The organism is Oceanicaulis sp. LC35 (assembly GCF_052055585.1).
Taxonomy (GTDB): domain Bacteria; phylum Pseudomonadota; class Alphaproteobacteria; order Caulobacterales; family Maricaulaceae; genus Oceanicaulis.
The window spans coordinates 2,106,259-2,131,672 of sequence record NZ_CP170485.1; the positions used below are offsets into that span (position 1 = coordinate 2,106,259).

Below are 25,414 nucleotides of genomic sequence, written 5' to 3' on the forward strand. Positions count from 1 at the left end.
CGCCGCTCATGGCAGATCAGGCGGTCCGGCGTCCAGCCCGAGCTCCAGACGGCGCTCCACAAGGGCGCGCTCATCCTCATCCAGATCAAGCTCAAGCGCCCGCCGCCATTGGAACTCGGCTTCGAGCGTGCGTCCGGCAGCGGCGTAGACATCGCCCAGATGCCAGTTATTGGTGCCGCTATCGGGGCTGAGGGTAACCGCGCGTTCCAGCCAGAAGATCGCCTCTTCAATATGGCCCAGCTTGAACTGGCCCCAGCCCAGGGAATCCACGATAGCGCCATTGGAGGGCTCGATCGACACGGCGCGTTCAACCATTTCAAGGCCGCGCTCCATCTGCTCGCCCTCGACGATCAGATTATAGCCCAGATGATTGAGCAGCATGGGTTCGTTCGGCGCCAGGTCCAGGGCCCGCTCAAACAACGGCGCCGCCGCATCCCAGTCCTGCGCAATTTCCACGCAGGCGGCGTGATAGAACACGAACCGCCAGTCCGCCTGACCGCGTTCGGCTTCCGCCTGGGCGGAAACGTCTGCATAGATCGGGATGGCCTCGGCGCAGCGATCGGTGACGCGCAGCATGTCCGCCAGCAAGAGCCGACGAGACAGTGTCGGGTCGTCCTGCACCAGCACGCGCGCCTCATCCACCAGAGCTTCGGTCTGGTCCATGCGGAATTGCAACCAGATCCGGCTCACAGTCACCTGTTCAAGCAGCGGACCGTCATCAATCTTGCGATATTCCGCCACAGCTGCGTCCTGCAGGTCGAGATTGTCCAGAAGCTGGGCGATGGTCAGCGTATTGGTGTCAAACTCCGGGTCGAGCCGTTGCACCACGCGCAGGAACAGGATGGTGTACTCGCCTGAAGCGCGGCTGCTGATCAGCGAAGCCGGCGGAAACAGCGCGCGCGCCGCCGCCTGCCGTGGCGCGGGCAGTCGCGGCGCGCGCCCATTGCGCTCGACACGCGCCAGAGCCGCCTCGATATCGGGGCGATCGCTTGCAAACTCCTCCAGCGCGGCCTGATAAAGCGCCCGCGCATCGTCGCGACGCCCCTGTCGCTCCAGGAAGGCGCCATACATCACAGTGTTGAAACCGTTCAGGCCAGGCACGCCATCCCGCGCCTGCCGGTAGGCTTCTTCAGCGGCCTCGGGCTTGCGCAGCGTTTCATACACCAACGCCCGATGCATCTGTTGCTGGGCCGGGACCAGCTCTGCGCTCTCGAGATGTATCTCGGTCTGCGCCCAGGACGGCTCACCGCCGCGCGCGATCATATCCCAGTCTGACAGGATCGAGCTGACCAGCGTGGAGAACGGCCCGATCGGCGTATTGCTGATCGTCGGCGCCTCGCGCCCTCGCCCGAGCTGGATGACGCGCCAGTAAAGCTCGGCGATCTGGGCGGTCTCGGGATCATTCGCAGCGACTTCCGCAGCCGCGTCCGCATTATCGAAATCGCCCGCGACAAGCGCGGCGAAGAAGGCCCGCTGGGAGATCAGACCCGATTCCGGAGCCCGCTCCAGAGCGTCAGCGTAAAACGCGGCAGAGGCGTCCAGCTCACGCGCAGAGCTGGCGTATCGGGCCGCAAGATAGGAGCCATAGACCGAACGCTCATCCTGGTCGAAACCGGGATAAGGCGTACTCGCACACGCACTGAGACCCAGCACAAGGCCCGTGGCCAGAGCAGTTCTCAGCGCGGCGCGAAGGCCGGGTGCGGGGCGCATGCTCGCCCCGCCCTTACATGTTCGGATAGTTGGGACCGCCGCCGCCTTCGGGCGTGGTCCAGTTGATGTTCTGGTTCGGATCCTTGATGTCGCAGGTTTTGCAGTGGACGCAGTTCTGCGCATTGATCACGAACTTGGGCTCGCCGCCTTCGTCCGGGGTCACCCATTCATACACCGCCGCCGGGCAATAGCGTGCGGACGGGCCGCCATAGACATCATACTCGGATGATTTCTGCAGCGCCGGGTCCTTCACCTTGAGGTGGATCGGCTGATCTTCTTCATGGTTGGTGTTGGAGATGAACACCGAGGACAGGCGGTCAAAGGTCAGAACGCCATCGGGCTTGGGATAATCGATCTTTTTGCACTTGTCGGCGGGCTTGAGCGCCTCGGCGTCGGTGCCGCCATGGCTGAGCGTGCCGAAGATCGAGAAGCCGAACAGATAGTTCGTCCACATATCCATGCCGCCCAGCGCCACGCCCAGCACCGTGCCGAACTTGGTCCAGAGCGGCTTGGCGTTGCGAACGGTCTTGAGCTCTTTTTTCACCCAGGACTTGTCATAGGCCTCGGCATAGGCGGTCAGCTCGTCGCCCTGACGGCCTTCAACGATGGCGTCAAACGCGGCTTCGGCGGCCATCATGCCGGTCTTCATGGCGTTATGGCTGCCCTTGATGCGGGGCACGTTCACGAAACCGGCCGAACAGCCGATCAGCGCGCCGCCCGGGAAGGTCAGCTTGGGCACGGACTGATAGCCGCCCTCGGTGATCGCCCGCGCGCCATAGGACAGACGCTCGGCGCCCTCAAAGATCGGGGCGATGTCCGGATGCGTCTTGAAGCGCTGGAATTCGCCGAACGGGAACAGGTGCGGGTTCTTGTAGTTCAGGTGAACGACGAAACCGACCGCGACCAGATTGTCGCCGAAATGATAGAGGAAAGAGCCGCCGCCCGTGGTGTTGTCCAGCGGCCAGCCCATGGTGTGTTGCACCCGGCCCTTCTTGAAATTCTCCGGCTTCACGCGCCAGAGTTCCTTCATGCCAATGCCGAATTTCTGCGGGTCGCGGCCTTCGCTGAGGCCGTATTTCGCGATCAGCTGCTTGGACAGCGAACCGCGTGCGCCCTCACCGATCAGCACATACTTACCACGCAGCTCCATGCCGGGCTGGTACATGTCCTTGTGGCCGCCATCACGCGCCACGCCCATATCGCCGGTGATCACGCCTTTGACGACGCCATCTTCCTCGATGAATTCGGCGGCGGGGAAGCCGGGATAGATTTCCACGCCCATGGCTTCGGCTTTCTCGGCCAGCCAGCGGCACACATTCGCCAGCGAGCCGACATAGCAGCCATGATTGTGCATGAAAGGCGGCATGCCGAAGCCGGGGATCGTCGCAGATCCCGCCTCGCCGAGCGCCATGAAGACGTCTTCCTCGACCTGGGTGTCGAACGGCTGGCTCGGATCATTGCGCCAATCGGGCAGCAGCTCGTCGAGCGCCTTGGGATCGAAAACGACGCCCGAGAGGATGTGCGCGCCGACTTCGGAGCCCTTTTCAAGAACGGCGATGGAGAGGTCTTGCCCCGTCTCTTCGCAGCGTTGCTTCAGCCGGATGGCCGCCGCCAGGCCGGCCGGACCAGCCCCTGCGATGACCACATCATATTCCATGGATTCGCGCTCGATAGACCCGTCGGCCATGTCGTCTCCTACAGTCTCAGCCCCTGCCGCGCTCTTTCGCTGGCGCCGCATTCCCTTTCGTATTAACCCAGCCTTGCGCTATGAGCTAGGGTGAAGCCTCACACGGACCAGATCGGACCTGCGCCCTGCCATGACCGCCCCGCTGAACCCTGAAGACATCCGTGCTCTGAAGAGCCTGATCAGCTGGTGGGAGCAGTCCGGCGTCGAGGCGCTGCCGCCTTTGCCCGCCCCGAAATCCACTCAGCCCGCGCCGCCGCCATCGGTCGAAGCGCGCGCGACCGGCGCCCAGGCGCGACAGGCGGGATTCGGCGTTGCGCCCACCCAGGACGGGCGCGCCATGGCGCAGGCCGCCCAGACCATCGACGAGCTCAAACAGGCGCTCGAGGCCTTTGACGGCTGCCCGCTCAAGGCGACCGCCACCCAGACCGTGTTCGCACGCGGCAATCCGCAGGCGGATGTCATGATCATTGGCGAGGCGCCGGGCCGGGACGAGGATCGCGACGGCGTTCCTTTCGTCGGACCGACCGGGCATTTGCTGGACCGGATGCTGGCGGCGATCGGTCTTGATGAGACCGGCGCCTACATCACCAATGTCGTGTTCTGGCGCCCGCCGGGCAATCGCAAGCCCACCGACGCCGAGATCGAAACCTGCCTGCCCTTCGCAGAGCGCCATATCGAGCTGATCCGGCCCAAGCTGGTCGTCTTCGCCGGCGCGATCGCCGCGCAAAGCCTGTTGCATTCAAAGAACGGCATCATGGCGCTGCGCGGACGCTGGCATGACTACAAGCTCGGCGATGGAACCGTGATCCCGGCCCTGCCCATGTATCACCCCGCCTTCCTGCTGCGTCGCCCGCAGGAGAAAGCGAAAAGCTGGCAGGATTTGCTGAGCCTGAAGGCGAAGCTAGCGGGGCTTTAGATCCGACGCCTCATCCACATCCCGCAAGGGACGCAGCTGTTTCACGCGCTCCAGCCCGTGCAGGCGAAGTTGGCGCAACAAGTCGCTGCGGGTCTCTTCATGAGACCAGCGCATGCCGTCAAACAGGCCTTCCGGGGCCGGGCCGTTCAGCGCCAGCAGCCAATAGCCGCCATCTTCCGCCGGGCCGATCACGGCGTCATGGCGTTTGAGGCTTGAGAACGCCGCAGCGATGTCCGCGCGCGTGATCTGGGGCGCATCCGACCCGATCACGCACACCGGCGCGCGAGGGGCGAACACCCGCGCCTGACGGACGCCCAGATCACCGCCGCCCTGCAGGGCGCGGGGCAAGTGCGCGGGCCAGACGCCGGGAAAACGGCGCTTGAGAGCGCGGTCCGGGCTGAGCGTGATCACCGTCTCCCAGCGCGGATCCTGAAGGCGCCGCAAGAGCGTCGCCGTCATGGCGCGGTGACGCCGCCAGGCCTGCACCTTGCCGATGCCCTTGGCGAGGCGGGTTTTGGCGCCGCCGATCACGGGCGCCTTGACGAAAACCACAAGCCGGGGACGGGACATCAGCGATAGCTCTTGGCAAGGTCGGAGGGCCGGGCGCCCAGAAAATAGCGCGCCAGCAAAACCAAATTCTTCATCGACCGGCGACGATAGCCGTCAGCCAGGAACTTCTCCGCGCTCGTTTCCGCCCGCGCGGTCAGGGGCCAGAGCCTGTGCTTGCCGATCCGGCGCACCAGATCGACATCCTCGAACAAGGGCCAGGGCTTGAACCCGCCCAGCCGATCATAAAAGTCCGCCCGGATCAGCAAGCCCTGATCGCCATAGGGTAAGCCGAAGGTGCGGCAGCGCCAGCCGACCGCGCGTTCCAGCCGTCGCGCGCGATGGGACATGTCATCCAGCGTGAAGCGGAAATACGCGGCCCGGTCCCGGTGCGCATTCGCTTGCATGAAGGCCATCGCCTCGGTCGACCAGCCCGGCGACAGGCGCGTATCGGCGTGCAGGAACAGCATCCAGTCATCAGGCCTTATGCGCGACCGGGCATAGGCGGCGCCCGCAGCGAGCTGGGCGCCGCGCCCTTTCGGGCCCTGCACCAGATGACAGCCCAGTCGGCGTGCGGTCTGCGGCGTGCCATCCGTGGATCCGCCATCCGCCACAATCCAGCCTGCGGACAGGCCAGCGCGCTCGGCCTCGGCCAGGCTTTGCAGCGTGCGCTCCAGACGGGTGTTGGCGTTCAGAGTGGGCAGGAGGGTGATGATCTGGCTCATGGGAGTGAGAAACTCCGGCGCCGCTGAGGAGTCAATGCAAAAATGTTCTTGCTATGTTCCGATCTGTGAGTCACCGTCAGGACATGACCGCACGCTTTGTTCCCGCCCGGGGCATGAGCCCCCTTCCCGAGCCGCTGCAACCGCGCGGCCGCGCCGCCACATCCAATGCGTCGGGGCGCTTCGAACGCGACACGCGCGAGCCCTTCGACGATGGTTGGGGCGAGAGCGACGCTGCACCGAAACAGATCCGCACCACCCTGATCAAGGACAACAGCCGCACCATCATCGCCACCAATGACAGCCCGGATATCTCCTTCAACCGGTCGATCAATCCGTACAGGGGCTGCGAACATGGCTGCATCTATTGCTATGCGCGGCCCAGCCACGCCTATTGGGGCTATTCGGCGGGCGTGGACTTTGAAAGCATGCTGTTCTTCAAACCCGGCGCCGCGCGTCTGTTGGAACAACAATTCCGCAAGCCTTTCTACCAGGTTGAACCGATCGTGATCGGCGCCAATACCGACGCCTATCAGCCCATTGAACGCCAGTTGCGCCTGACGCGTTCGATCCTTGAGGTCTGCCTGCGTTTCAAGCACCCGGTCAGCCTGATCACCAAATCCGCCGCGATCACCCGCGATCTCGATATCCTGTCCGAACTTGCGGCCCTGGGGCTCGTCAAGGCTGCGATCTCCCTCACCACGCTGGATCGCAAGCTTGCCCGCGCCATGGAGCCCAGGGCCGCAACCCCCAGACGCCGTCTTGAAGCGATGGAGGCGCTCTCCAATGCGGGCGTGCCGCTGATGGTGATGACCGCGCCGGTCATTCCCGGTCTTACCGATCACGAGATCGAAAACCTTCTCAAGGCGTCGGCCAATGCCGGGGCGCAAAGCGCGGGCTATGTGCTGCTGCGCCTGCCGCTCGAAGTGCGCGATCTCTTCCATGACTGGCTGCGCAAGGTGAAGCCCGACGCCGCGGACAAGGTGATCAACATGGTGCGCGATACCCGCGGCGGCTTGGATTACAGCTCTGATTTCCATGTACGCGGACGGGGCCAGGGCCCGATCGCGGACATGATCGCCAAGCGCTTCCGCGCCGGGGTACGCCGCTATGGTCTGGACAAGGACCGGGTGAAACTGCGCTGTGACCTCTTTGAACGCCCGCTCGACACAGAGGACCAGCTCAGCCTGTTCTGATCCCCCCCTGTTCAGGTCATGGACAGGATATCGCCCGCCTGCAGACTTCCCCCAGCAAAGGGGGTTCTCATGCAGCTTTTCCGAACACTCATTCTGGGCGCCGCGCTGGCCGCCGGCGTCATGACGCTTGGTTCCTGCGGGTCCGGCAGCGTTGATTCCATGATCCGCGAGACCATGGACGACAGGGTCATCGCCGCCGCTGAAGAGATGGTCACGCTTCTCGTGGAAGAGGATCGCGACGGCTTGCTGGAAATGGCCCACCCGCTGGCGCGCATCCAGTTCAGCAGCGGCGGGGCCCTCGATCCCCTGCTCGCCGCCTTTCCGGACGTCACGCCCGACAGTCAACGTTTCGTGCAGTCAGAGACCTCGGCCTATACGCGCATCGGCGGCGGAAGCGGCACCCAGCACGACCTGGTCATGGCGCTGACCTTCAACGAGACCGAACGCTATCTGCTCACCCTGAATTTTCGCATGATCGACGAGGAACCGCGCGTGCTGCTCATCGAATTTGAGTCCGTGCCCGAATAGAAACGGCTGCAGACTTGTCCGGGCCGCCATTCCAAGGCACGAGGGGGCTTTGCTGAAGTCGGACAGAGCCCCCGCCATGCCTGAAACGCGCCCCACACCTCTCATCGCCGGTGTCGACGAAGCCGGTCGCGGCCCGCTTGCGGGCCCTGTTGTGTGCGCGGCGGTGATCCTGCCCGAAGGCTTCTCCGCGCTCGATCAGCTCGATGATTCAAAGAAGCTCAGTGAAAAGCGCCGCACGGCGCTGGCCGCCATCATCCGGGCCGAGGCGCGGGTTGGCGTCGGGATCGCCGAACCGGTCGAGATCGACCGCCTGAACGTCCTGCACGCCACCATGGCGGCCATGGTCCGCGCCGTTCAGGGGCTGGGCGTCCAGCCTCACGAAATCCTGATCGACGGAAATCGTGTTCCGCCCGGCCTGACCGCGCCGGCGCGGGCGATTGTGGGCGGGGATGGCAGCGAAGCCTGCATTGGCGCTGCGTCCATCATCGCCAAGACCTTGCGCGACCAGATCCTGATCGAGGCGGAAAACCGCTTTACCGGCTATGGCTTGGCCGGACACAAGGGTTATCCCAGCCCCAGCCATAAAGCCGCGCTCGAAAAACTCGGCGCCGCGCCGATCCATCGGTTAAGCTATGCCCCGGTACAGCAGGCCAGACAGGCGCGCGGCCTCTGGAGCAACACATAATGAATCGGCCTTAACCATCGGGTAAGCCGAAACGATTCACCCCTCAGGGAATCAGCGCTGTTGCGAACAGAAGGGCGGTTGAGGTGTCAGTGAAAACGAATAACAAGATTCCAGTCGATGTCATCCTGGAGGGCGATTGCGCCGAGGTGATGAAGACGCTTCCCGATGAGAGCGTCGATCTGATCTTCGCGGATCCGCCATACAACCTCCAGCTTGGCGGCGACCTGCACCGCCCGGACAATTCCAAGGTGGACGCGGTCGACAATGACTGGGATCAGATCGGCGACTTTGACGCCTATGACCTGTTCTCCTGCGCCTGGCTGGAAGAGGCGCGCCGGGTGCTCAAGCCCAATGGCGCGCTGTGGACCATCGGCAGCTATCACAACATCTTCCGCGTTGGCGCCTTCTTGCAGGATATGGGCTTCTGGATCCTCAATGACGTGATCTGGCGCAAGTCCAACCCGATGCCGAACTTCAAGGGCACGCGCTTTACCAATGCGCACGAGACCCTGATCTGGGCATCGAAAACCAAGGATGCCCGCCCGACTTTCAACTATGCCGCCATGAAGGCGCTGAATGACGGCGTGCAGATGCGCTCGGACTGGACCCTGCCGATCTGCGCAGGCGGCGAGCGTCTGAAGAACAAGGACGGCAAGAAAGCCCACCCGACGCAAAAGCCTGAAAGCCTGCTGCATCGCGTGCTTCTGGCCACCTCCAACCCTGGCGATGTGGTGCTTGATCCCTTCTTCGGCACCGGCACCACGGGCGCCGTCGCCAAGAAACTCGGCCGTCATTATATCGGCATTGAGGCTGATCCCGGTTACGCGGATGTGGCGCGCAAGCGCATCGCCGCCATCAACCCCACCAGCGAAGACCTGCTGCAGGTCACCCAGTCCAAACGCGCCCTGCCGCGCATCCCGTTTGGCTCGCTGGTGGAAGCCGGTCTCTTGAAACCCGGCGACACGCTTTACTGCGCGCAAGGCCGCCGCACTGCGCAAGTGCGCGCGGACGGCACGGTGATCGCAGGCGGTCAGGCCGGCTCGATCCACCAGATGGGCGCCCATGTGCAGGGCGCGCCGTCTTGCAATGGCTGGACCTTCTGGCATGTGCGCCAGGGCGGCGCCCTCGCCCCGATCGACGTACTGCGCGCCCGCATTCGCGCGGAAATGCAGGTCTAGGGTTTGCCGCATGGTCCTCCGGATCAAGTCCGAAGGCCGACATGTTGACGCCTCACATTTCGGTCCTCGGGCTTGACCCGGGGACCCATTCTTTTTTGGCGCTACAAAAGCCGCGTCTCCAGCCCCAGCTTCGCCGCCTTCATCATCACGCTGGGCAGCCCCGCCTCTTTCAGCTCTGACAAAGCCGTCCAGCCGCCCTCTTCCGGCGTCCAGCCCGCGGGCGCGATCGCGCACAGCACGTCAAGCTCCAGCGCAAAGTGCGTGAACACATGGCGCACCTGACCGGCGTTTCGCCAGTCCGCCTCAAACGGCGCAGCGCTCGCGACCTCCTCCTCTGAAACCCCGCCTTCGCGCCAGTCCGTTCCCGGCACTTCCATCATCGCGCCCAGAAGCCCCGTCTCAGGCCGACGGCGCAGCCAGATGGCGCCGTCGCGCAATATATGAAAACAGGCGCCGTGACGCACGGGCTTGGGCTTTTTCTTCTCTTTCAAGGGATAGCGGGTCTGATCGCCTTCGGCCCGCGCTGCGCACCAGTGTGACCACGGACACGCCGCGCAATCGGGAGATTTCGGCGTACACACGGTCGCCCCGAGATCCATGATCGCCTGCGCATAGTCGCCGGGTCGCTCAACCGAGGCGAACCCAGCCGCAATCGCCTTGATCTGCGGCTTGGCTTTCGGCAGCGGCGTCTGAAGCCGGACCATGCGGGTGATCACCCGCTCCACATTGCCATCCACCACGCTGGCGGGCTGGTCAAAGGCGGCTGCGCGGATGGCGTTTGCGGTGTAATCGCCCACGCCCGGCAGGGCCAGAAGCCCCTCAAGATCGCTGGGGAACGCACCCGCCAGCTCATAGGCGACATTTTGCGCGCAAGCGTGCAGATTGCGGGCGCGGGCGTAGTATCCAAGCCCCGCCCAGGCCGCCAGCACATCCTCACGCGGGGCGTTCGCCAGATGCGTCACCGTCGGCCAGCGCGTCAGGAAACGCTCCCAATAGGGCGTGGCATGCGGCACGGTCGTCTGCTGCAGCATGATTTCCGACAGCCAGACCGCATAGGGATCGGCGACCGCGCCCGTCTCACGGTCTTCAGGCCGGATGCGCCAGGGCAGGCTGCGCCCTTCTCGGTCATACCAGTCCAGAAGCGCAGCTTGCAGATCCGGGGCAGGCAGCGCGGGCTGTGCGGATGGCGGCACGGGTTGTCCTCTCATGCTTGCCAGAACGGCGTGACGGCGCGATGGTGCGCACCATGAAGCGACCGCCCCTTTCGTCAACGCCGAACCGGCATCTGATCGCACGCGGAACCCGCACGTCGCGTGACGAGGCGGACGCGTCGGCCTGGATGAGCGAACACCGGGGCCGCGCCGCTATCAAGCCTCCGCCGAGTGTAGATCGCGCCATGAGTGCGCTGATCAAGCCATTGTCGCAGAAATTCTCAGGCCCCACCCGTCACGAGCTGGACGCGCAATGGGCCGAGATTGTCGGCCCGCAACTGGCGAAGCTGACCCGACCGGAGAAATTCCAGTCTGGCGCCCTGGTCGTTCGGGCCCAGGGCCCCGCCGCAACGCTGGTGGAGGCGCAATCGGCCCAGATACTGGCGCGGGTCGCGGCCTATTCGGGCAAGAAGCCGAGCAAGCTGAAGATCATTCAGGGCCCGCTCAATTCTGCGCCGAAACCCAAAGCCCGTCCCGTCACAAACCGGATCATCAAGGTCACATCTGCGTCAGAGCGGACGCTGACCCTTGAAGAAACGCTTGAAAACTGGCGCAAAGAGATCGAACGGCGTGAAGGCGTCAGCCTGCCGCCCAAATCCACACGCGACTGACGCAACCGGAGACTGATGTGTTGTCACTGACCCGCCGCGGCCTGACCGCGATCGCCGCCGCCCTGTTCGTATCCGGCGCCGCCCTGGCGCAGAACGCCACCACGCTCTCCCAGGCTGAGGCCGGGCAAGTGCGCGCGACCGACCGCGTGATGGGCGAAGCCGACGCCCCCGTGACCTTCATCGAATACGGATCCGTCGCCTGCAGTCATTGCGCTCATTTTCAGGAAGTGGGCTTCCCCGCCGTTCGCGAAGCGATCGATGCGGGCGATGTGCGCTTTGTCTTTCGCGAGATGATCACCGGCCAGCCCAATATCGCCATCGCCGGTTTCGCCCTGGCCAACTGTGCGCCGGACAACCAGTATTTCGAGGTCATCGACGCGATGTTCCTGAACATGCGCTCGATCTATGAAGCCATGCAGACCGGCGAGGCGCTGGACCGCTATAATGAAATCGCGAGCGAGTTCGGCTTCAGCCCTGAAGACGTGCAGGCATGCTTCAGCAATGAACAAGCCGTCATTGCGGTTCAGGAGCACAACAGGCAGGCGGCTGAAGACGGCGTGCGCTCCACCCCCTATTTCATCATCAATGGCGACCATCTGATCGCCGAAGAAAATGGATCCGGTGAAGGCTATGTCTACACCGTGAACGGCCAGCCGCTCGCCGATTCACAAGGCGTCATCCCCGCAGACCACGAGGCCGCAACCGTTCGCCGCATCATCGCCCTGTATAAGGGCGAGTGAGCCCGCTAAGCTGACCTGAATTCAAAGACCGGCGCGCTATTCCGATGCCGGCCAGACACCCTGATTGGAGTTGATCACGTGACGACTTTCACCCGCCGCGCCCTCACCCTCGCCGCCGCAGTCGCCGGCGCCGTGATGCTGACCGCCTGTTCGGGCGGCGGCGCCTCGGACGGTCATTCCTCCTATGAGCGCGAAGGCGATCGCGGCGTTGGTCCCGCGGGCGCTCCGGTGACCATCATTGAGTACGCCTCCACCTCCTGCCCGGGCTGCGCCGCCTTTCACGCCCAGGGCAAGCCTGCCATTGATGACGCCGTTGAACGCGGCGATGTCCGCTTCGTCTTCCGCGAAATGCTGACCGGCCAGCCCAACCTCGCCCGCGCCGGCTTCATGCTGGCCCGCTGCGCGCCTGAAGATCAGTACATGGAGGTTCTGGACGTTCTGTTTGAACAGCAACGCGCCCTGTTCAGCGCCATGCAGCAAGGCAATGCGCAAGGCCAGTTCCAGTCCATCGCCCGCTCGGCCGGCTTCTCGGACGAGGATTTCCGCGCCTGCATGACCAATCAGGAAATCCTGGAAGCCGTGGAAGAAGCCAACCTGCAGGCCGTCCGCGACGGCATCGGCTCGACCCCGAGCTTCATCATCAACGGCCAGCATCTGGAACAGGAAGCGGGCGCTGAAGGCCCGGTCTATGCGGTCGACGGCGAGATCCTGATCGACGACCAGGGCGAAATCCCCGCCTCGTTTTCCCGAGACACCTGGGACCGAATCATCGCCCTATTCAAAGCGCGTGCGGAAGGCTAGCCTTCCCGCGCAGACCTTTTGCAGGCGGTCTCCCCTCAGATCGCCTGCGAAGGGTTTACGCCGAAACAGGTTTCGGCAGGGATGGCGGCGACTGACAGACCGGAAAACCGGCGTTCAGCGCCAGTGGAGGTCTGAGGTTGAAGTTCACCCAGCTGCGCCTGGCCGGCTTCAAATCGTTTGTTGACCCGACCGAGCTGCGGATCGACGCCGGATTGACCGGCATTATCGGTCCCAATGGCTGCGGTAAATCCAACCTGCTTGAAGCCCTGCGCTGGGTGATGGGCGCCACCTCGGCGAAATCCCTGCGCGGCGGCGGCATGGAAGACGTGATATTCGCCGGCACTGACAGCCGTCCGGCCCGCAACCATGCCGAAGTCACCCTCGTCGTCGACAATACCGACAAGCGCGCCCCGGCCCGTTTCAATGATCATGACATGCTCGAGGTCGTCCGCCGGATCACGCGCGGCAAGGGCTCGGATTACAAGATCAATGGCGAGGAAGTCCGCGCCAAGGATGTCCAGCTGCTGTTCGCCGATGCGGGCACGGGCGCAAACTCGCCCGCTCTCGTGCGTCAGGGCCAGATCAGCGAACTGATCAACGCCAAGCCTGAAAACCGCCGCCGGGTGCTGGAAGAAGCGGCAGGCGTCGCCGGCCTGCGCGCCCGTCGCCGCGAGGCGCAGCTCAAGCTCGCCGCCGCCGAGACCAATCTCGATCGCATTCTGGAAATCGTGGAGGACCTTGATAGCCGCCACGCCGCCCTGCAACGCCAGGCCAAGCAGGCGGGCCGCTATCGCGATCTCTCCCAGACCATCCGTAATTTTGAAGCCCTGCTCTGGATTCGCCGCTGGAAAGAAGCCGGTGAAGCCGTCGAGACGGCGCGGCAGAAGCTCAAGGAAACCGACGCCGAGGCCGAGCTGGCCTTGCGCGCGTCAGCGGGCGCCATGATCGAGGCCGAGCAGGCCCAGAGCGCCGTTCAGCCCTTGCGCGAAGCCGAAGCGGAAGCCGCCGCCGCCCTGCGCCACACCGAACGCGCTCGCGACCAGCTGGAACGCGATATAGAAGCCGCCCGCGCCGCGATCAAACGCGGGCAAGCGCGCCTTATGGAGCTGACCGGCACGCTCAAGCGCGAAAGCGAGCTTCTGGAAGAAGCCCAGGCCGCCCATGAGCGCCTGCATGGCCAGCTCAAGCATGCCCGCGATCAGGCGGCGGATGATGCGAACGCCCAGACCCGCGCTGAAGCGGTGCTCACCGACGCCGACACCGACCGCGCCAAGGCCGAACAGCATCTCGACGCCGCGTCCAACGCCGTCGCCCAGATCAAGGCGCGACGGGACGGCGCCCAGCGTGAGCTGGATCAGGCCGAGCGTCAGGTCGCGACGCTTGTCACTGAAGCGGAGAACGCCCAGGCGACGCTGGACCGGTTTGATGATGTTGTCGGCCCCGATCTTGAGAGCCTGCAGTCCGATGTGGATGACGCCAACGCAGCGGTTGAGGATCAATCCGGCCAGATCGCCAATCTCGATGAGGCCGCCGAGGCCGCCCGCAACACCGCTCAGACCGCGCGTGAGGAGGTCCAGCTCGCCCAGGCTGATGTGCGTGCGCTCGAGCGCGAAATCGCCGGGCTCGAACGCCTGCTGGCCAGCTCCGACGAAGGTGATCGCGCACTCGATGAAGTGCGCGCCTCTGCGGGCTATGAGCAGGCTCTGGCCGCTGCGCTCGGTGATGATCTGGAGGCCGGGCTCAACGCTTCTTCCGCCCGGCGCTGGCAAGGCGCCGAGATCGACCCGCCCGCCCTGCCCGATGGCGTGCAATCGCTGTTTGAGCATGTGGACGCGCCCGCCGCCCTCTGGCCGCGTCTGAAAGCGATTGGCGTGGTGGATACGGCTGATCTTCAACGTCTGAGCCCACGCCTGCAACCGGGCCAGCGCCTTGTGACCAGGGAGGGCGCCCTGCGCCGCTGGGACGGCTTCGCCAGCGAGGCGGGCGCGCCGTCAGCCGCCGCCGTGCGTCTGGAAACCCGCAACCGTCTGGCCGATCTGGCGCCGCAACTCGACACCGCCCGCCGGGGCGCCGCGCGCGCCCAGACCCTGGCGGAAGAGAGCCATCAGGCGCGCCTGGACGCCGAAGCCGAACTCAATGAAGCGCGCTCGGCTCTGAAACAGGCCGAGAATCGCCGTCGCGACGCCGAGCAGGCCTTGTCTGCCGCGCGCGCCCAGGCCGCTCGCGCCGAGGCGCGCCGGGCAGGTCTGGTGGAATCGGTGGGCCGTGCACAGAGCCGACTTGAGACCGCCCGCAAGCTGCACGCCGCCGCACAGGAGGCGCTTGAGGCGGTGAGCGGCGAGGATGATGGTCAGGATGCCCTTATAGCAGCGCGCGACCGCGCTGAACGCGCCCGTGGAAAGGCGGCGGATGCGCGCGCCGCACTGGAATCGGTCAAACGCGAAGCCCAGGGCCGTCGTCACCGCATCGCCTCGCTGGAGCGCGAAGCAGCGGACTGGGATCGTCGCCATGAGCGCTCGAAAGATCAGGTCGAAGCGCTGAAATCCCAGATCAGCCAGACCGGGACCGAGCTTGAAACCGCCCGCAGCCAGCCCGAAACGCTGGAAGGCCAGCGCGATGCTATTCTGGATGCGCTGACCGAGGCCGAGAAAAAAGCCAGCCTTGCCCGCGAAGCCGTGCTCAATTCCGAATCGCTTCAACGCGAGAAGGATGCGGCCCTGCGCGAAGCCGAGAAGATCAGCGCCAATGCGCGCGAAGCCCGCGCTGCGGCGCAGGCGCGACTGACGGCAGCGGAAGAACGTCTGACCGAAACCACCGAACGGCTGGAAGACGCCACGGGCGAAGAACCGCGTGCGCTCGAACGGATCGCCGCAGGCAGCGAATTCGCCGAGCTGACATCGGATGAGCTGGAACGGCGCCTGGATGAGGCCCGCCTCACCCGTGAGCGTCTGGGCGCGGTGAATTTGCGCGCCGATGAGGAAGCGCGAGAACTTGATTCTGAACGCACGCGATTGTCGCGAGAACGCGATGACCTGCTGGAAGCCGTCGCGCGCTTGCGCAAGGCGGTCGACACGCTGTCACGCGAAGGCCGAGCCCGCCTTCTGGATGCGTTCGAAGTGGTGGACGGGCATTTCCGCACCCTGTTTGAAACATTGTTCGGCGGCGGCGCTGCAGAATTGCGCCTGACGGAAAACGATGATCCGCTGGAAGCGGGCCTTGAAATCTTCGCCTGCCCGCCGGGCAAGAAGATGGAGACGATGAGCCTGATGAGCGGCGGCGAACAGGCCCTGACCGCGACCGCGCTGATCTTTGCGGTCTTCCTGGTCAGCCCGGCGCCCGTGTGCGTGCTCGACGAGGTGGACGCCCCACTCGACGATGCGAACGTGGACCGCTATTGCGCCATGCTTGAGCAGATGCGGTCGATGACCGAGACCCGATTCCTCGTCATCACGCACAACCCGGTGACCATGAGCCGGATGAACCGTCTGTTCGGCGTGACCATGGGCGAAAGAGGCGTCTCGCAGCTTGTCTCGGTCAATCTGAGCTCGGCTGAAGAGATGCTGGCTGCGGAATAATCCGCAAAGACTATAAAGTTCAACGAGTTAACTTGTCCGCAACCTTGCTTGACAGGGTATAGGCCCCCTTATAGGGTGCGCGCGCCTGTCGGGACTACCTCCGGGAGGTCGCCTGTCATCATGGCTCACCGAGACGAACCGAACCAGAACCCTTCCGATCCCCACGACTTCGAGCGGCGTTTGAACGCCAAGCTTGAAGCCCGTCGGGCGAAGGAGGCCGCCTCAAACCCCTCTGGATGGGGACAGGGCGTGCGCTATGGATCGGAATTCGCCGGAGGGGTTCTCGTTGGGGCTGGTCTGGGTTATTTGACCGACCAGATCTTCAACTGGACGCCCTGGGGCCTCCTGCTGGGTGTATTAATGGGTTTCGCAGCGGGCACTTTGAATGTAGTTCGCGCTGCGCAGAGCATGAACCAAAGCGACGACGCCTCGTCTTGAGACGCCCGGCGCTAAGGTTTGAAGTTGGAAACGCGGCGTGCGCGCCGTAGCACAAGGGGCCGGGTGTGGCTGACGCGACGAACCCGATCAAACAGTTCGAGATCCATCCGATCGCTGATTTCTCGATCGGCGGCTGGAATTTGTCCTTCACGAACTCCAGTTTCTTCATGGTGACGTCCGTGGTGCTGGTCGCCGGGCTGCTGTCGCTGGCGATGTCCAAGCGCGCGCTCGTGCCGGGCCGCGCCCAGTCGGTCGCCGAGCTGCTCTACGAATTCGTGGCCGGCATGATTCGCTCCACCGCGGGTGACGCAGGCTTGAAATTCTTCCCCTTCGTGTTCACGCTGTTCGCCTTCATCCTGATGGGCAACATGCTGGGCATGTTCCCGTACTTCCCGGCTCCGGGTTTCCACGGCTTCACCTTCACCTCCCACATCATCGTCACCTTCGCGCTGGCGCTTCTGGTGATGGCGATCGTGATTGGCTATGGCGTCTTCAAGCACGGCCTGAAATTCTTCTCGCTGTTCTTCCCGTCTGGCGTTCCGTGGCCCCTGTACATCCTTCTGACCCCGATCGAGATCATTTCGTTCCTGTCGCGTCCTGTGACTCTCGGGGTTCGTCTGTTCGCCAACATGCTGGCTGGCCACATTCTGCTGAAAGTGTTCGCCGGCTTCATCATCATGCTGGGTTCAGTGGGCGCTCTGGGCGTTATCGGCGCCGTCGCTCCGCTGATCATGGTCGTCGCGTTGACCTCGCTGGAATTCCTGGTGGCTTTCCTCCAGGCCTACGTGTTCGCCGTTCTGACCTGCATCTACCTTTCGGACGCACTGCACCCTGGTCACTAGGGGCGTTCGACAAGACCTACCTATCCATCCGCACCGACCACCTACGAGGAGTATCGACATGGAAGCGGAAGCCGCGAAATACATTGGCGCTGGCCTGGCCACCTTCGGCATGCTGGGCGCCGCTCTGGGCGTGGGCAACATCTTCTCCAGCTTCCTGGCTGGCGCCCTGCGCAACCCGTCCGCCGCGCAAGGCCAGTTCGGCAACCTGATCTTCGGCTTCGCCGTGACCGAAGCGCTGGGCATCTTCTCGCTGCTCATCGCACTGCTGCTGCTGTTCGTGGTCTAATAGACCTCGACTGAACAGCCCTCGTTCCGGCCGGAAGGCGCGCGAAGCATCGCCGCGTCTTTCCGGCTTGGGGCGTTCTATAGTGTCGGGCTTACGGTAAGCTCGAGCTAGTTTAGCCTTTGCGCAAGGGAGGCCGCCGTGCTGGCGCCGGAGTCCCATTCCGAACACGTCGAAGCTGCAGGACACGCTGCTGACGCCGCTCATGGCGGTGGTGCGTTCCCCCCCTTCGACCCGACCTATTTCGCTTCGCAGCTGTTCTGGCTCGCGATCAGCTTCATCGTCCTGTACGTGCTGCTGAGCCGTTTTGTCCTGCCGCGTATCGGCGGGGCGATTGAAGAACGCCGCGATCGCATCGCTGATGATCTCGACACCGCCGCGCAACTGAAAGCGCAGGCTGACGAGACCGTTCGCGCCTACGAGAAATCCCTGGCTGACGCCCGCGCCAAGGCGCATTCGGTGGCTGCAGAGGCGAAAGCCGCTGCCGACGCTGAAGTGGCCGACGCCATCCGCAAGGCAGACGCCGAGCTGGAAGCCAAGCTGGCCGAATCCGAAGACCGCATCCGCGTGTCTCGCGACGCCGCCCTTGGCGAAGTGCGCACCATCGCGGCCGGCGCCGCCGTGGTCGCCGTCGAGCACCTGGCCGGCCTTGAGGTGTCTGAAGACGACGCGGCGAAAGCCGTCGACGCGGTGAAGGAGTAAGTCATGAACTACCTCCTGTCTGACACCAGCTTCTGGGCCTTTGTCGGCCTGATCCTGTTCTTCGTGGTGATCGCCTTTGTCGGCGCCCCGAAAATGATCGGCAAAGCGCTCGACGATCGCGCCGACCTGATCCGCAAGGAACTCGATGAAGCCCGTCGCCTGCGCGAAGAAGCGCAGGAGCTGATGGCCACTTATGAGCGCAAGCAGACCGAGGCCGCGGCCGAAGCTGAAGCGATCATCAAGCAGGCCAAGGCGGAAGCTGACTATCTGCGCGACAACGCCAAGACCGAGATCGCCCAGCGCATCGAACGCCGCACGGCCATGGCCGAGCAGCGCATCGCGCAGGCCGAGGCCCAGGCCGCCAAGGAAGTCAAATCCCTGGCCGCTGACCTCGCCGTGGAAGCCGCTGAGCAGCTTCTGTCCAAGAAGCTGAACAAGACCCAGCGCAACGCCCTTCTGAAGGCCGATACGGCCGCCCTGAAGGACCAGCTGAACTAGTCAGCCCTGACAAACCGACATGAAAAAGCCCGCGAGATGATCGCGGGCTTTTTTGTATCTGGCGCAAAGCCTAGTCCGCGCAGATGACCTGTTCTTGCAGCAGCTGATAGGACAGGGCGAACATCTCGCCCTGGCTCTCGTCCACATTGGTCAGCATGGCCATTCCGGCGTCAAAGGCCGGCACATAGACCAGCGTGATATTGCTCGCCCCGTTCGAGCCTGACTGGGTCGAGACGAGATATGAGGCTCCACAGAGCTCCAGTTCACGGAATCGGCCGCCATAGGCGTAGTTCTGCTCGGGAACCTGAACGGTGCGGAAGGCTTCAAGCGAAGCAGCGGACAGCACCTCGCCGCTTTCAAGCGCCCGTTCCAGTCTGATCAGGTCCGACGCTGTCGTATAGCTGCCCTTGAAGAAGTCCGGGCTCCAGTAATCCCCTCGCCCGTCTGGATCCTCGGGATCAAAACCGATAGCGACATTCCGGACACGGGGCGTGGTTTCGTGCAGATCGTGGACATAGCCCCCGCTCTGGCTCATCCCGGCCCGGTCATACACATAATGCTGTCGGACCTGGACATAGCTTTCGCCCGTCACCTCAGCCAGCAGGTACTGAACCAGCAGCCAGTTTGACAGGGCATAGTCAAACCGCTCGCCGGGCTGAAACTGCAGATCGCCGCTGGCATAGTCGGCCACCGCCTCATCAACGCTTTGCGCATCGACCGCCTCGGCCTCGCCATTGGCGATCCGCCGGAAAGCGGCGCGAAGGTCGTTGGGCAGCCCCGACTGATTGCTCAGAATCATGCGCAGGGTGAGCTGAGCGCCGGTGTCAGGGCGGTAGTCGTGCAGATAGGCGCTGATGGGCGCATCGAGATCCAGAACGCCCTCATCAACCAGCGCGAAGACGGCGATGGAGGCGAAATACTTGTCGATGGAGCCGGTCTGGAACCGGGTGTCGGCGTTGATGAGTCGCCCCGTCTCCGGATCAGCCACACCCCAGGCCCAGCTTTGCCCCCTATCGCCCGTATCCAGCCGCACAACGCCGTTAAAGGCATGTGACTGCACCCAGTCGCCGACTGGCTCTGGAGGGGCCTCAGCCGGCGTCAGAGCGGCGGCAATCAATAAGGGAAGGGCGAAGGTCATGAACGGCTCCTGTCTGCGGGCAGACGTTATCGTGCAGGAGCAGCAAGCCTATCTGATTTGGCTGAGGGCAGAAGCGCCGCTCACCGACGGACAGGCGCCATTGATCGAATAATCGCAGACCGGGATCAGGACGGCCGGTCTTCGCGATGGAAGCGATCGAAGATGTGCTTGACCTTGTCCCAGACGCCCGGATGACGCTTCAGCCAGTTGGTGATGAAGGTGTGGGCGCGCTTGGAGGTCATCGCCAGCAGCAGGAGGCCGATAACGGCCAGCGGCAGCCCCAGCGGAATGGGCAGGAAAAACAGCGGGACAGACAGGGCGAGCAGAAACAGCGCCAAGGCGACCGAGATCGCGCGAAGCACCACCATGACCATGCCGGTCACGCCATTCATTCCGTTGCGCGCCCAGCGATTGGGGGTGTCGTTCATCGCCACCGCCGCCATCCTAACCCGATTACAGACCCAGACGTCTGCTACATAGGCCTATGTTGAGGGCCCCGCCATCCGATACAACCCGTATCGACTGACGAGGCCCGCAATCTTGCAGTTGACCGGACCGATTTCGCCACAGTGTTGCACCGCAACCTCAACCGGTCCGTGAGACTGCGTCTTGTTTACGCGTCGTCCGTAGCCGGCGTCCAGCGCAGAACCGGCTGACGAGCAGCGCGGGTTTCATCCAGACGCTTGGTCGGCGCATAGCGCGGCGCCGCAGTGAAGCGCTCGGTCTCACCCGCCTTGGCCGCATGGGCGAGCGCTTCCAGCGTATCGCAGAAGCGGTCAACACTGGCCTTGGATTCCGACTCCGTCGGCTCGATCAGCATCGCGCCGTGCACGACCAGCGGGAAGTACATGGTCATGGGGTGATAGCCCTCATCGATCATGGCTTTCGCAAAGTCGAGCGTGGTGACGCCGGTATCCTTGAGGAAGCGGTCGTCAAACAGCGCCTCGTGCATGCACAGACCGTCAAAGGACGGCGTCATGACGTCCTTGAGGCGCGCCAGGATGTAGTTGGCGTTCAGGACCGCGTCTTCGCTGGCCTGTTTCAGGCCGTCCGCGCCATGGCTGAGCATGTAGCTCATGGCGCGGGTGAACATGCCCATCTGGCCGTGGAAGGCGACCATGCGGCCGAACGGCTCGGCGCCCTGCGCTTTGGCGTCAGCTTCATCCTCAACCATGCGCCAGCTATCGCCCTCCTTGAGGACGTAAGGCAGGGGCGCAAACTTGGCGAGGGCGTCAGAGAGCACCGTCGGACCTGCGCCGGGACCACCGCCGCCGTGCGGGGTGGAATAGGTCTTGTGCAGGTTGAAGTGCATGGCGTCGACGCCCAGATCACCCGGGCGGACCCGGCCGGAAATGGCGTTGAAGTTGGCGCCGTCGCAATAGAAATACCCGCCCGCCTCGTGGATGGCGTCTGCAATTGCGCGAATATCGCGCTCGAACAGGCCGCACGTATTGGGGTTGGTCAGCATGATCGCGGCGACGTCATCGCCGAGTTTGGCCTTGAAGGCCTCCATGTCGACGCGGCCATCGGGGCCTGCCGGGATCTCGTCGCAGAAGAAGCCGCACTGAACAGCGGTCGCCGGGTTGGTGCCGTGCGCGCTTTCAGGCACCAGCACGCGACGGCGATGGCTTTCGCCACGAGCGTCTAGCGCGGCGCGGATCGCCATCATGCCGCACAGCTCGCCATGGGCGCCCGCTTTGGGGCTCATGGCCACGGTCGGCATGTTGGTCAGCGTCATCAACCAGTGCGCCAGCTCACCGATCAGCTCGAACGCGCCCTGCACGGTCGATTGCGGCTGCAGCGGGTGCACGTCCGAAAAGCCCGGCAGACGCGCCATCTTCTCGTTCAGGCGCGGGTTGTGCTTCATCGTGCACGAGCCCAGCGGATAGAGCCCCAGATCGATGGCGTAGTTCTTCCGGCTCAGGCGCACATAATGGCGCATGGCTTCGGGCTCGGAGAGACCGGGAAGACCCAGATCCTCGGTACGCTCCAGAGCGCCCAGACGGGATGTCTTGCCCTTCGGCGTTTCGAAATCGACGCCGGTCTTGTCATAGGTCTGACGCTCGAAGATCAGCGGTTCAGCCTGATCGAGCCCGCGCGAGCCCGAGAAGGTGTCGGCATACGCGCCCGGATCAGGGGTGTGGATCGGAGCGGAGGGACGGCCTTGAGTGTTCATCGCCATGATTACAGCACCTCTTTCAGAGCCGCTTCGAAAGCGTCGAGATCGCTATCGGTGTTGGTTTCGGTGGCCGCAACGATCAGAAGATCGTCATAGCCCTTGCCCGGATAGAGCCGGCTGGCGGGCACGCCGCCCAGAACGCCCTTTTCAGCCAGCGCTTCCACCACGTCCGCCGCGTTTTTCGGCAGGCGCAGGGTGAATTCGTTGAAGAAGGCGTCGGTCACCAGCTCCACGCCGGAAATCGCGCTGAGGCGATCGGCCAGCTCGCAGGCTTTCTCATGGCTCAGCCGGGCCATGGTGCGCAGGCCCGTATCGCCCAGCAGCGACATGTGGATCGTCCAGGCCAGCGTCATCAGGCCCGAATTGGTGCAGATGTTCGAGGTGGCCTTGTCGCGGCGGATATGCTGCTCGCGCGTCGACAGCGTCAGCACATAGCCGCGGCGGCCGTCCGCATCCACGGTCTCACCGGCCAGACGGCCCGGCAGGTTGCGGATGAAGTTGCGGTCATTGCGGCAAGCAAACAGACCCACATGCGGGCCGCCGAATTGCAGGCCGACGCCGATGGACTGGCCTTCGCCCACCACGATGTCCGCGCCCATGGCGCCCGGGGTCTTCATCAGGCCCAGCGACACCGCTTCGGTGAACACCGCGATCAGGAGCGCGCCCTTTTCATGGGCGGCCTTGGCGATGGGTTCCAGATCATGGACCTGACCGAACACGTCCGGATTCTGCACGACCACGCACGCCACATCGTCGCTAATACGCGACGCGATATCGTCAAGACCGCCCGGAACCGCCGGATCGTCCTTGATCTCGATGTCCATGTATTTGGCGAGCGTGTGGGTCGCAGCCGCGTAATGAGGGTGCAGATTGCCGCTCAGGATCGCCTTCTTGCGCTTGGTGATCCGGCAGGCCATCAGCACGGCTTCGCCGCAGGCGGTCGAGCCGTCATACATGGAAGCGTTCGCCACTTCCATGCCGGTCAGGAGCGCAACCTGGGTCTGAAACTCAAAGAGGGTCTGCAGCGTGCCCTGGCTGATTTCCGGCTGGTACGGCGTGTAGCTGGTCAGATATTCTGAACGCTGGATCAGATGATCCACGCTGGAGGGAATGTGGTGCTTGTACGCGCCCGCGCCCACGAAGAACGGCGCTTCGGAAGCGGCGATGTTCTTGCGCGACATCTGCGTCAGAAGGCGCTCGACCTCCATCTCGCTCTTGTGGCGCGGCAGGTCCACCGGCCCGTCCAGACGCGCCTTTTCCGGCACGTCTTCAAACAGGGCGTCGACAGAATCCACACCGATCTTCTCGAGCATCTCGGCCCGGTCGGCGTCGGTCAGCGGGAGATAGCGCATGGGCGATCCACCTTCCTTCAATAAGCAGGGCAGGCGGCCCCGTTGGGCCGCCGGTCTTGTCGCTGCATCTAGATCGACGCCGTCAGGCGTCGAGACTTACTTGGTGTGCTCGGCGTAGGCCGCGTCGTCCATCATGGCGTCAAGCTGGGATTTGTCAGACAGCTTGATCTTGACGAACCAGCCCTCGGCTTCCGGCGCTTCGTTTACGGTCGCCGGCGCATCTTCCAGACTGGAGTTGACGGCGATGATCTCGCCCGACACCGGCGCATAGACTTCAGAGGCGGCCTTCACGCTTTCCACCACAGCCAGCTCGTCGCCCTTGGCGACAGTCTTGCCGACTTCAGGCAGTTCCACGAACACCACATCGCCCAGCTGTTCAGCGGCGTAGGCGGTGATGCCCACAACGCCCTCTTCGCCGTCGACGCGGATCCATTCATGATCTTCGGTAAAACGGGTGGTCATCTTCTGTCTCCTCCAGAAACGGTAAGCGCGGGATCAACCGCGATAAAAACGATGCGGCGCGAAGGGCGTCTTCACCACTTCAGCCGGGCGCGCCTTGCCGCGCACCATCAAATCAATCTCGGTCCCTGGCGTCGCCAGATCGGTGCGCACATAGCCCATGGCGATCGGAGCGCCGACGGTGGGGCCAAAGCCGCCCGAGGTCACAACGCCCACAACCTCGCCATTGACGGCGATCTCCGTGCCCTCACGGGCAGGGGCGCGGTCTTTCAGGGCTATGCCAACGCGCTTTTTGGCCGGCTTGTCGGCAATGTCCTTGAGGATGCGGTCCGCACCGGGGAAGTCGGCGCGCTCGCGACGCGATTTCGCCACCGCCCAGGTCAGGGCCGCCTCGATCGGGCTGGTGGTCTCGTCCATGTCATGGCCATACAGGCACAGGCCCGCTTCCAGACGCAGGGAATCGCGTGCGCCGAGACCGATGGGTTTGACGCGCGCATCAGACAGAAGCTTGCGCGCAAAGTCGCTGGCATGCTCGTTGGCGACGGAGATCTCAAACCCGTCCTCGCCGGTATAGCCCGAGCGCGAAATCATCAGGCGCAGGCCATCAATCTCGAACCAGCCCGCCTGCATGAAGACCATCTTGGCGGCTTCGGGGCAGATATCCGCCATCACCGCGCCCGCCTGCGGGCCTTGCAGCGCCAGAAGCGCGCGACCATCCAGCTCGACAAGTTCAGCAACGCCCTTGGTCGCTTCGAGGATGTAATCAAAGTCAGAGCGCTTGCAGGCGGCGTTCACCACCAGGAACAGGCCTTCAGCATCGGGGCGGGAGACCATCAGATCGTCCTTGATGCCGCCTTCGGAATTGAGAAGCAGGGTGTATTTCTGTTCGCCCGGCTGCAGCGCCGCGAGATCCGCCGTGATCAGCTTTTCCAGTGCGCTCTCATCACCAATCAGCCGCGCCTGGCCCATATGGGAGACGTCAAACAGGCCCGCCGCTTCACGGGTATGGTTATGTTCGCCCATGACGCCGTCATACTGGACGGGCATTTCATAGCCGGCGAACGGGACCATCTTGGCCCCCAGCTCGATGTGGAGATCGTAAAGCGGCGTGCGTTTGAGCGTTTCGGTCATGTCTGGCCTCAGCATGCGGGTTTGCGAGCGTCGCGCGGCTCATGCCGGCTCCGATTCGCCCCCGCTGTCTTGAAGACCTGAGAGATTCCCGCGTGACGCCAGCCAGGGAGAGGCGCGCCCGCATTGCTCCTTCGGTGGGGCGCTGAAACTCAGCACCCGCTTTCCAGCGTTAGGTCTTAGGCTTGCGGTCCTTTAGCCTGAGCGTTTCCGGGGCGGTTGCGCCTTCGGCGCCGGCGTCTTCGGCCGGTCTCTCCCGCAAGTGACCTGTATCCATGCCCGCAACAGC

At 64.0% G+C, this 25,414-nt stretch carries 25 protein-coding genes and 1 riboswitch; of the genes, 14 read left to right on the plus strand and 11 right to left on the minus strand.

All coding sequences use genetic code 11. The features are described 5' to 3' along the window. Positions 1-6 precede the first annotated feature (6 nt). Complete coding sequence (locus ACFELO_RS10110; protein WP_440957643.1) at positions 7-1,710, minus strand: hypothetical protein; 1,704 nt, start codon at positions 1,708-1,710, stop codon at positions 7-9. Positions 1,711-1,723: 13 nt separating this feature from the next. After that, positions 1,724-3,397: an electron transfer flavoprotein-ubiquinone oxidoreductase gene (locus ACFELO_RS10115; protein ID WP_440957644.1), complete on the minus strand. Its 1,674-nt coding sequence runs from the start codon at positions 3,395-3,397 to the stop codon at positions 1,724-1,726. A gap of 130 nt (positions 3,398-3,527) precedes the next feature. Here ACFELO_RS10115 and ACFELO_RS10120 point away from each other — a divergent pair, with 130 nt between their 5' ends. Beyond that, entirely contained in the window at positions 3,528-4,313 is a 786-nt protein-coding gene (locus ACFELO_RS10120) for a uracil-DNA glycosylase (protein WP_440957645.1), read from the plus strand. Here ACFELO_RS10120 and ACFELO_RS10125 read toward each other — a convergent pair. Both ACFELO_RS10125 and ACFELO_RS10130 read right to left on the minus strand, forming a co-directional pair. Next, a complete protein-coding gene (locus ACFELO_RS10125) occupies positions 4,299-4,883 on the minus strand; it encodes a TIGR04282 family arsenosugar biosynthesis glycosyltransferase (RefSeq protein ID WP_440957646.1) in 585 nt (194 codons plus the stop codon). The two genes, ACFELO_RS10120 and ACFELO_RS10125, sit on opposite strands and share 15 nt — an antisense overlap. Further along, positions 4,883-5,584: a glycosyltransferase gene (locus ACFELO_RS10130; protein ID WP_440957647.1), complete on the minus strand. Its 702-nt coding sequence runs from the start codon at positions 5,582-5,584 to the stop codon at positions 4,883-4,885. Before ACFELO_RS10130 ends, ACFELO_RS10125 begins: the two co-directional genes overlap by 1 nt. An 83-nt stretch (positions 5,585-5,667) precedes the next feature. Here ACFELO_RS10130 and ACFELO_RS10135 point away from each other — a divergent pair, with 83 nt between their 5' ends. The 4 genes from ACFELO_RS10135 (at position 5,668) to ACFELO_RS10150 (ending at position 9,168) form a co-directional block, all read left to right on the plus strand. Continuing rightward, the gene (locus ACFELO_RS10135; RefSeq protein WP_440957648.1) at positions 5,668-6,777 is read left to right on the plus strand and encodes a PA0069 family radical SAM protein; all 1,110 of its coding nucleotides are present in this window, start codon (positions 5,668-5,670) and stop codon (positions 6,775-6,777) included. A gap of 69 nt (positions 6,778-6,846) precedes the next feature. Continuing rightward, on the plus strand, positions 6,847-7,305 hold the full coding sequence (locus tag ACFELO_RS10140) for a hypothetical protein (protein ID WP_440957649.1): 459 nt from the start codon (positions 6,847-6,849) through the stop codon (positions 7,303-7,305). Positions 7,306-7,381: 76 nt separating this feature from the next. Then, positions 7,382-7,990, plus strand: coding sequence for a ribonuclease HII (locus ACFELO_RS10145; RefSeq protein ID WP_440957650.1), 609 nt, complete (start codon positions 7,382-7,384; stop codon positions 7,988-7,990). Positions 7,991-8,073: 83 nt separating this feature from the next. Then, positions 8,074-9,168, plus strand: a complete 1,095-nt coding sequence (locus ACFELO_RS10150) for a site-specific DNA-methyltransferase (protein WP_440957651.1) — start codon at positions 8,074-8,076, stop codon at positions 9,166-9,168. Between the two features lie 101 nt (positions 9,169-9,269). Here ACFELO_RS10150 and mutY read toward each other — a convergent pair whose 3' ends face one another. Further along, positions 9,270-10,361 (minus strand): A/G-specific adenine glycosylase, encoded by a 1,092-nt coding sequence (mutY, locus tag ACFELO_RS10155; protein ID WP_440957652.1) that lies wholly within the window; start codon positions 10,359-10,361, stop codon positions 9,270-9,272. 53 nt (positions 10,362-10,414) lie between these two features. Here mutY and ACFELO_RS10160 point away from each other — a divergent pair, with 53 nt between their 5' ends. The 9 genes from ACFELO_RS10160 to ACFELO_RS10200 all read left to right on the plus strand — a co-directional run bounded on the left by ACFELO_RS10160 (position 10,415) and on the right by ACFELO_RS10200 (position 18,869). Next, positions 10,415-10,990, plus strand: coding sequence for a DciA family protein (locus ACFELO_RS10160; protein WP_440957653.1), 576 nt, complete (start codon positions 10,415-10,417; stop codon positions 10,988-10,990). Between the two features lie 17 nt (positions 10,991-11,007). Then, positions 11,008-11,730, plus strand: a complete 723-nt coding sequence (locus ACFELO_RS10165) for a thioredoxin domain-containing protein (protein WP_440957654.1) — start codon at positions 11,008-11,010, stop codon at positions 11,728-11,730. A gap of 78 nt (positions 11,731-11,808) precedes the next feature. After that, positions 11,809-12,531: a thioredoxin domain-containing protein gene (locus tag ACFELO_RS10170; RefSeq protein ID WP_440957655.1), complete on the plus strand. Its 723-nt coding sequence runs from the start codon at positions 11,809-11,811 to the stop codon at positions 12,529-12,531. 137 nt (positions 12,532-12,668) lie between these two features. Then, positions 12,669-16,106, plus strand: a complete 3,438-nt coding sequence (gene smc, locus ACFELO_RS10175; RefSeq protein ID WP_440957656.1) for a chromosome segregation protein SMC — start codon at positions 12,669-12,671, stop codon at positions 16,104-16,106. Positions 16,107-16,226: 120 nt separating this feature from the next. Further along, positions 16,227-16,544 carry an AtpZ/AtpI family protein gene (locus ACFELO_RS10180; protein ID WP_440957657.1) on the plus strand — a complete coding sequence of 106 codons (318 nt, stop codon included), beginning with the start codon at positions 16,227-16,229 and terminating at the stop codon, positions 16,542-16,544. A 65-nt stretch (positions 16,545-16,609) separates the two neighbouring features. Beyond that, a complete protein-coding gene (locus ACFELO_RS10185) occupies positions 16,610-17,386 on the plus strand; it encodes a F0F1 ATP synthase subunit A (protein WP_440957658.1) in 777 nt (258 codons plus the stop codon). Positions 17,387-17,444: 58 nt separating this feature from the next. Next, complete coding sequence (locus tag ACFELO_RS10190; protein WP_009803216.1) at positions 17,445-17,672, plus strand: F0F1 ATP synthase subunit C; 228 nt, start codon at positions 17,445-17,447, stop codon at positions 17,670-17,672. A 138-nt stretch (positions 17,673-17,810) separates the two neighbouring features. Beyond that, positions 17,811-18,371, plus strand: a complete 561-nt coding sequence (locus tag ACFELO_RS10195) for a F0F1 ATP synthase subunit B (protein ID WP_440957659.1) — start codon at positions 17,811-17,813, stop codon at positions 18,369-18,371. Between the two features lie 3 nt (positions 18,372-18,374). After that, a complete protein-coding gene (locus ACFELO_RS10200; RefSeq protein WP_440957660.1) occupies positions 18,375-18,869 on the plus strand; it encodes a F0F1 ATP synthase subunit B family protein in 495 nt (164 codons plus the stop codon). Positions 18,870-18,939: 70 nt separating this feature from the next. Here ACFELO_RS10200 and ACFELO_RS10205 read toward each other — a convergent pair whose 3' ends face one another. From ACFELO_RS10205 to gcvT, 6 genes are all read right to left on the minus strand, one after another. Continuing rightward, positions 18,940-20,007, minus strand: a complete 1,068-nt coding sequence (locus ACFELO_RS10205; RefSeq protein ID WP_440957661.1) for a serine hydrolase domain-containing protein — start codon at positions 20,005-20,007, stop codon at positions 18,940-18,942. Between the two features lie 125 nt (positions 20,008-20,132). Further along, a complete protein-coding gene (locus tag ACFELO_RS10210; RefSeq protein ID WP_440957662.1) occupies positions 20,133-20,435 on the minus strand; it encodes a hypothetical protein in 303 nt (100 codons plus the stop codon). Between the two features lie 185 nt (positions 20,436-20,620). Then, on the minus strand, positions 20,621-22,189 hold the full coding sequence (gene gcvPB / locus ACFELO_RS10215) for an aminomethyl-transferring glycine dehydrogenase subunit GcvPB (RefSeq protein ID WP_440957663.1): 1,569 nt from the start codon (positions 22,187-22,189) through the stop codon (positions 20,621-20,623). Positions 22,190-22,191: 2 nt separating this feature from the next. Beyond that, on the minus strand, positions 22,192-23,538 hold the full coding sequence (gene gcvPA, locus ACFELO_RS10220; RefSeq protein WP_440957664.1) for an aminomethyl-transferring glycine dehydrogenase subunit GcvPA: 1,347 nt from the start codon (positions 23,536-23,538) through the stop codon (positions 22,192-22,194). Between the two features lie 96 nt (positions 23,539-23,634). Beyond that, positions 23,635-24,000, minus strand: a complete 366-nt coding sequence (gcvH, locus tag ACFELO_RS10225; RefSeq protein ID WP_440957665.1) for a glycine cleavage system protein GcvH — start codon at positions 23,998-24,000, stop codon at positions 23,635-23,637. A 33-nt stretch (positions 24,001-24,033) separates the two neighbouring features. Next, on the minus strand, positions 24,034-25,128 hold the full coding sequence (gcvT, locus tag ACFELO_RS10230) for a glycine cleavage system aminomethyltransferase GcvT (RefSeq protein WP_440957666.1): 1,095 nt from the start codon (positions 25,126-25,128) through the stop codon (positions 24,034-24,036). A 175-nt stretch (positions 25,129-25,303) separates the two neighbouring features. Further along, positions 25,304-25,394: riboswitch (glycine riboswitch) on the minus strand. Positions 25,395-25,414: the final 20 nt, after the last annotated feature.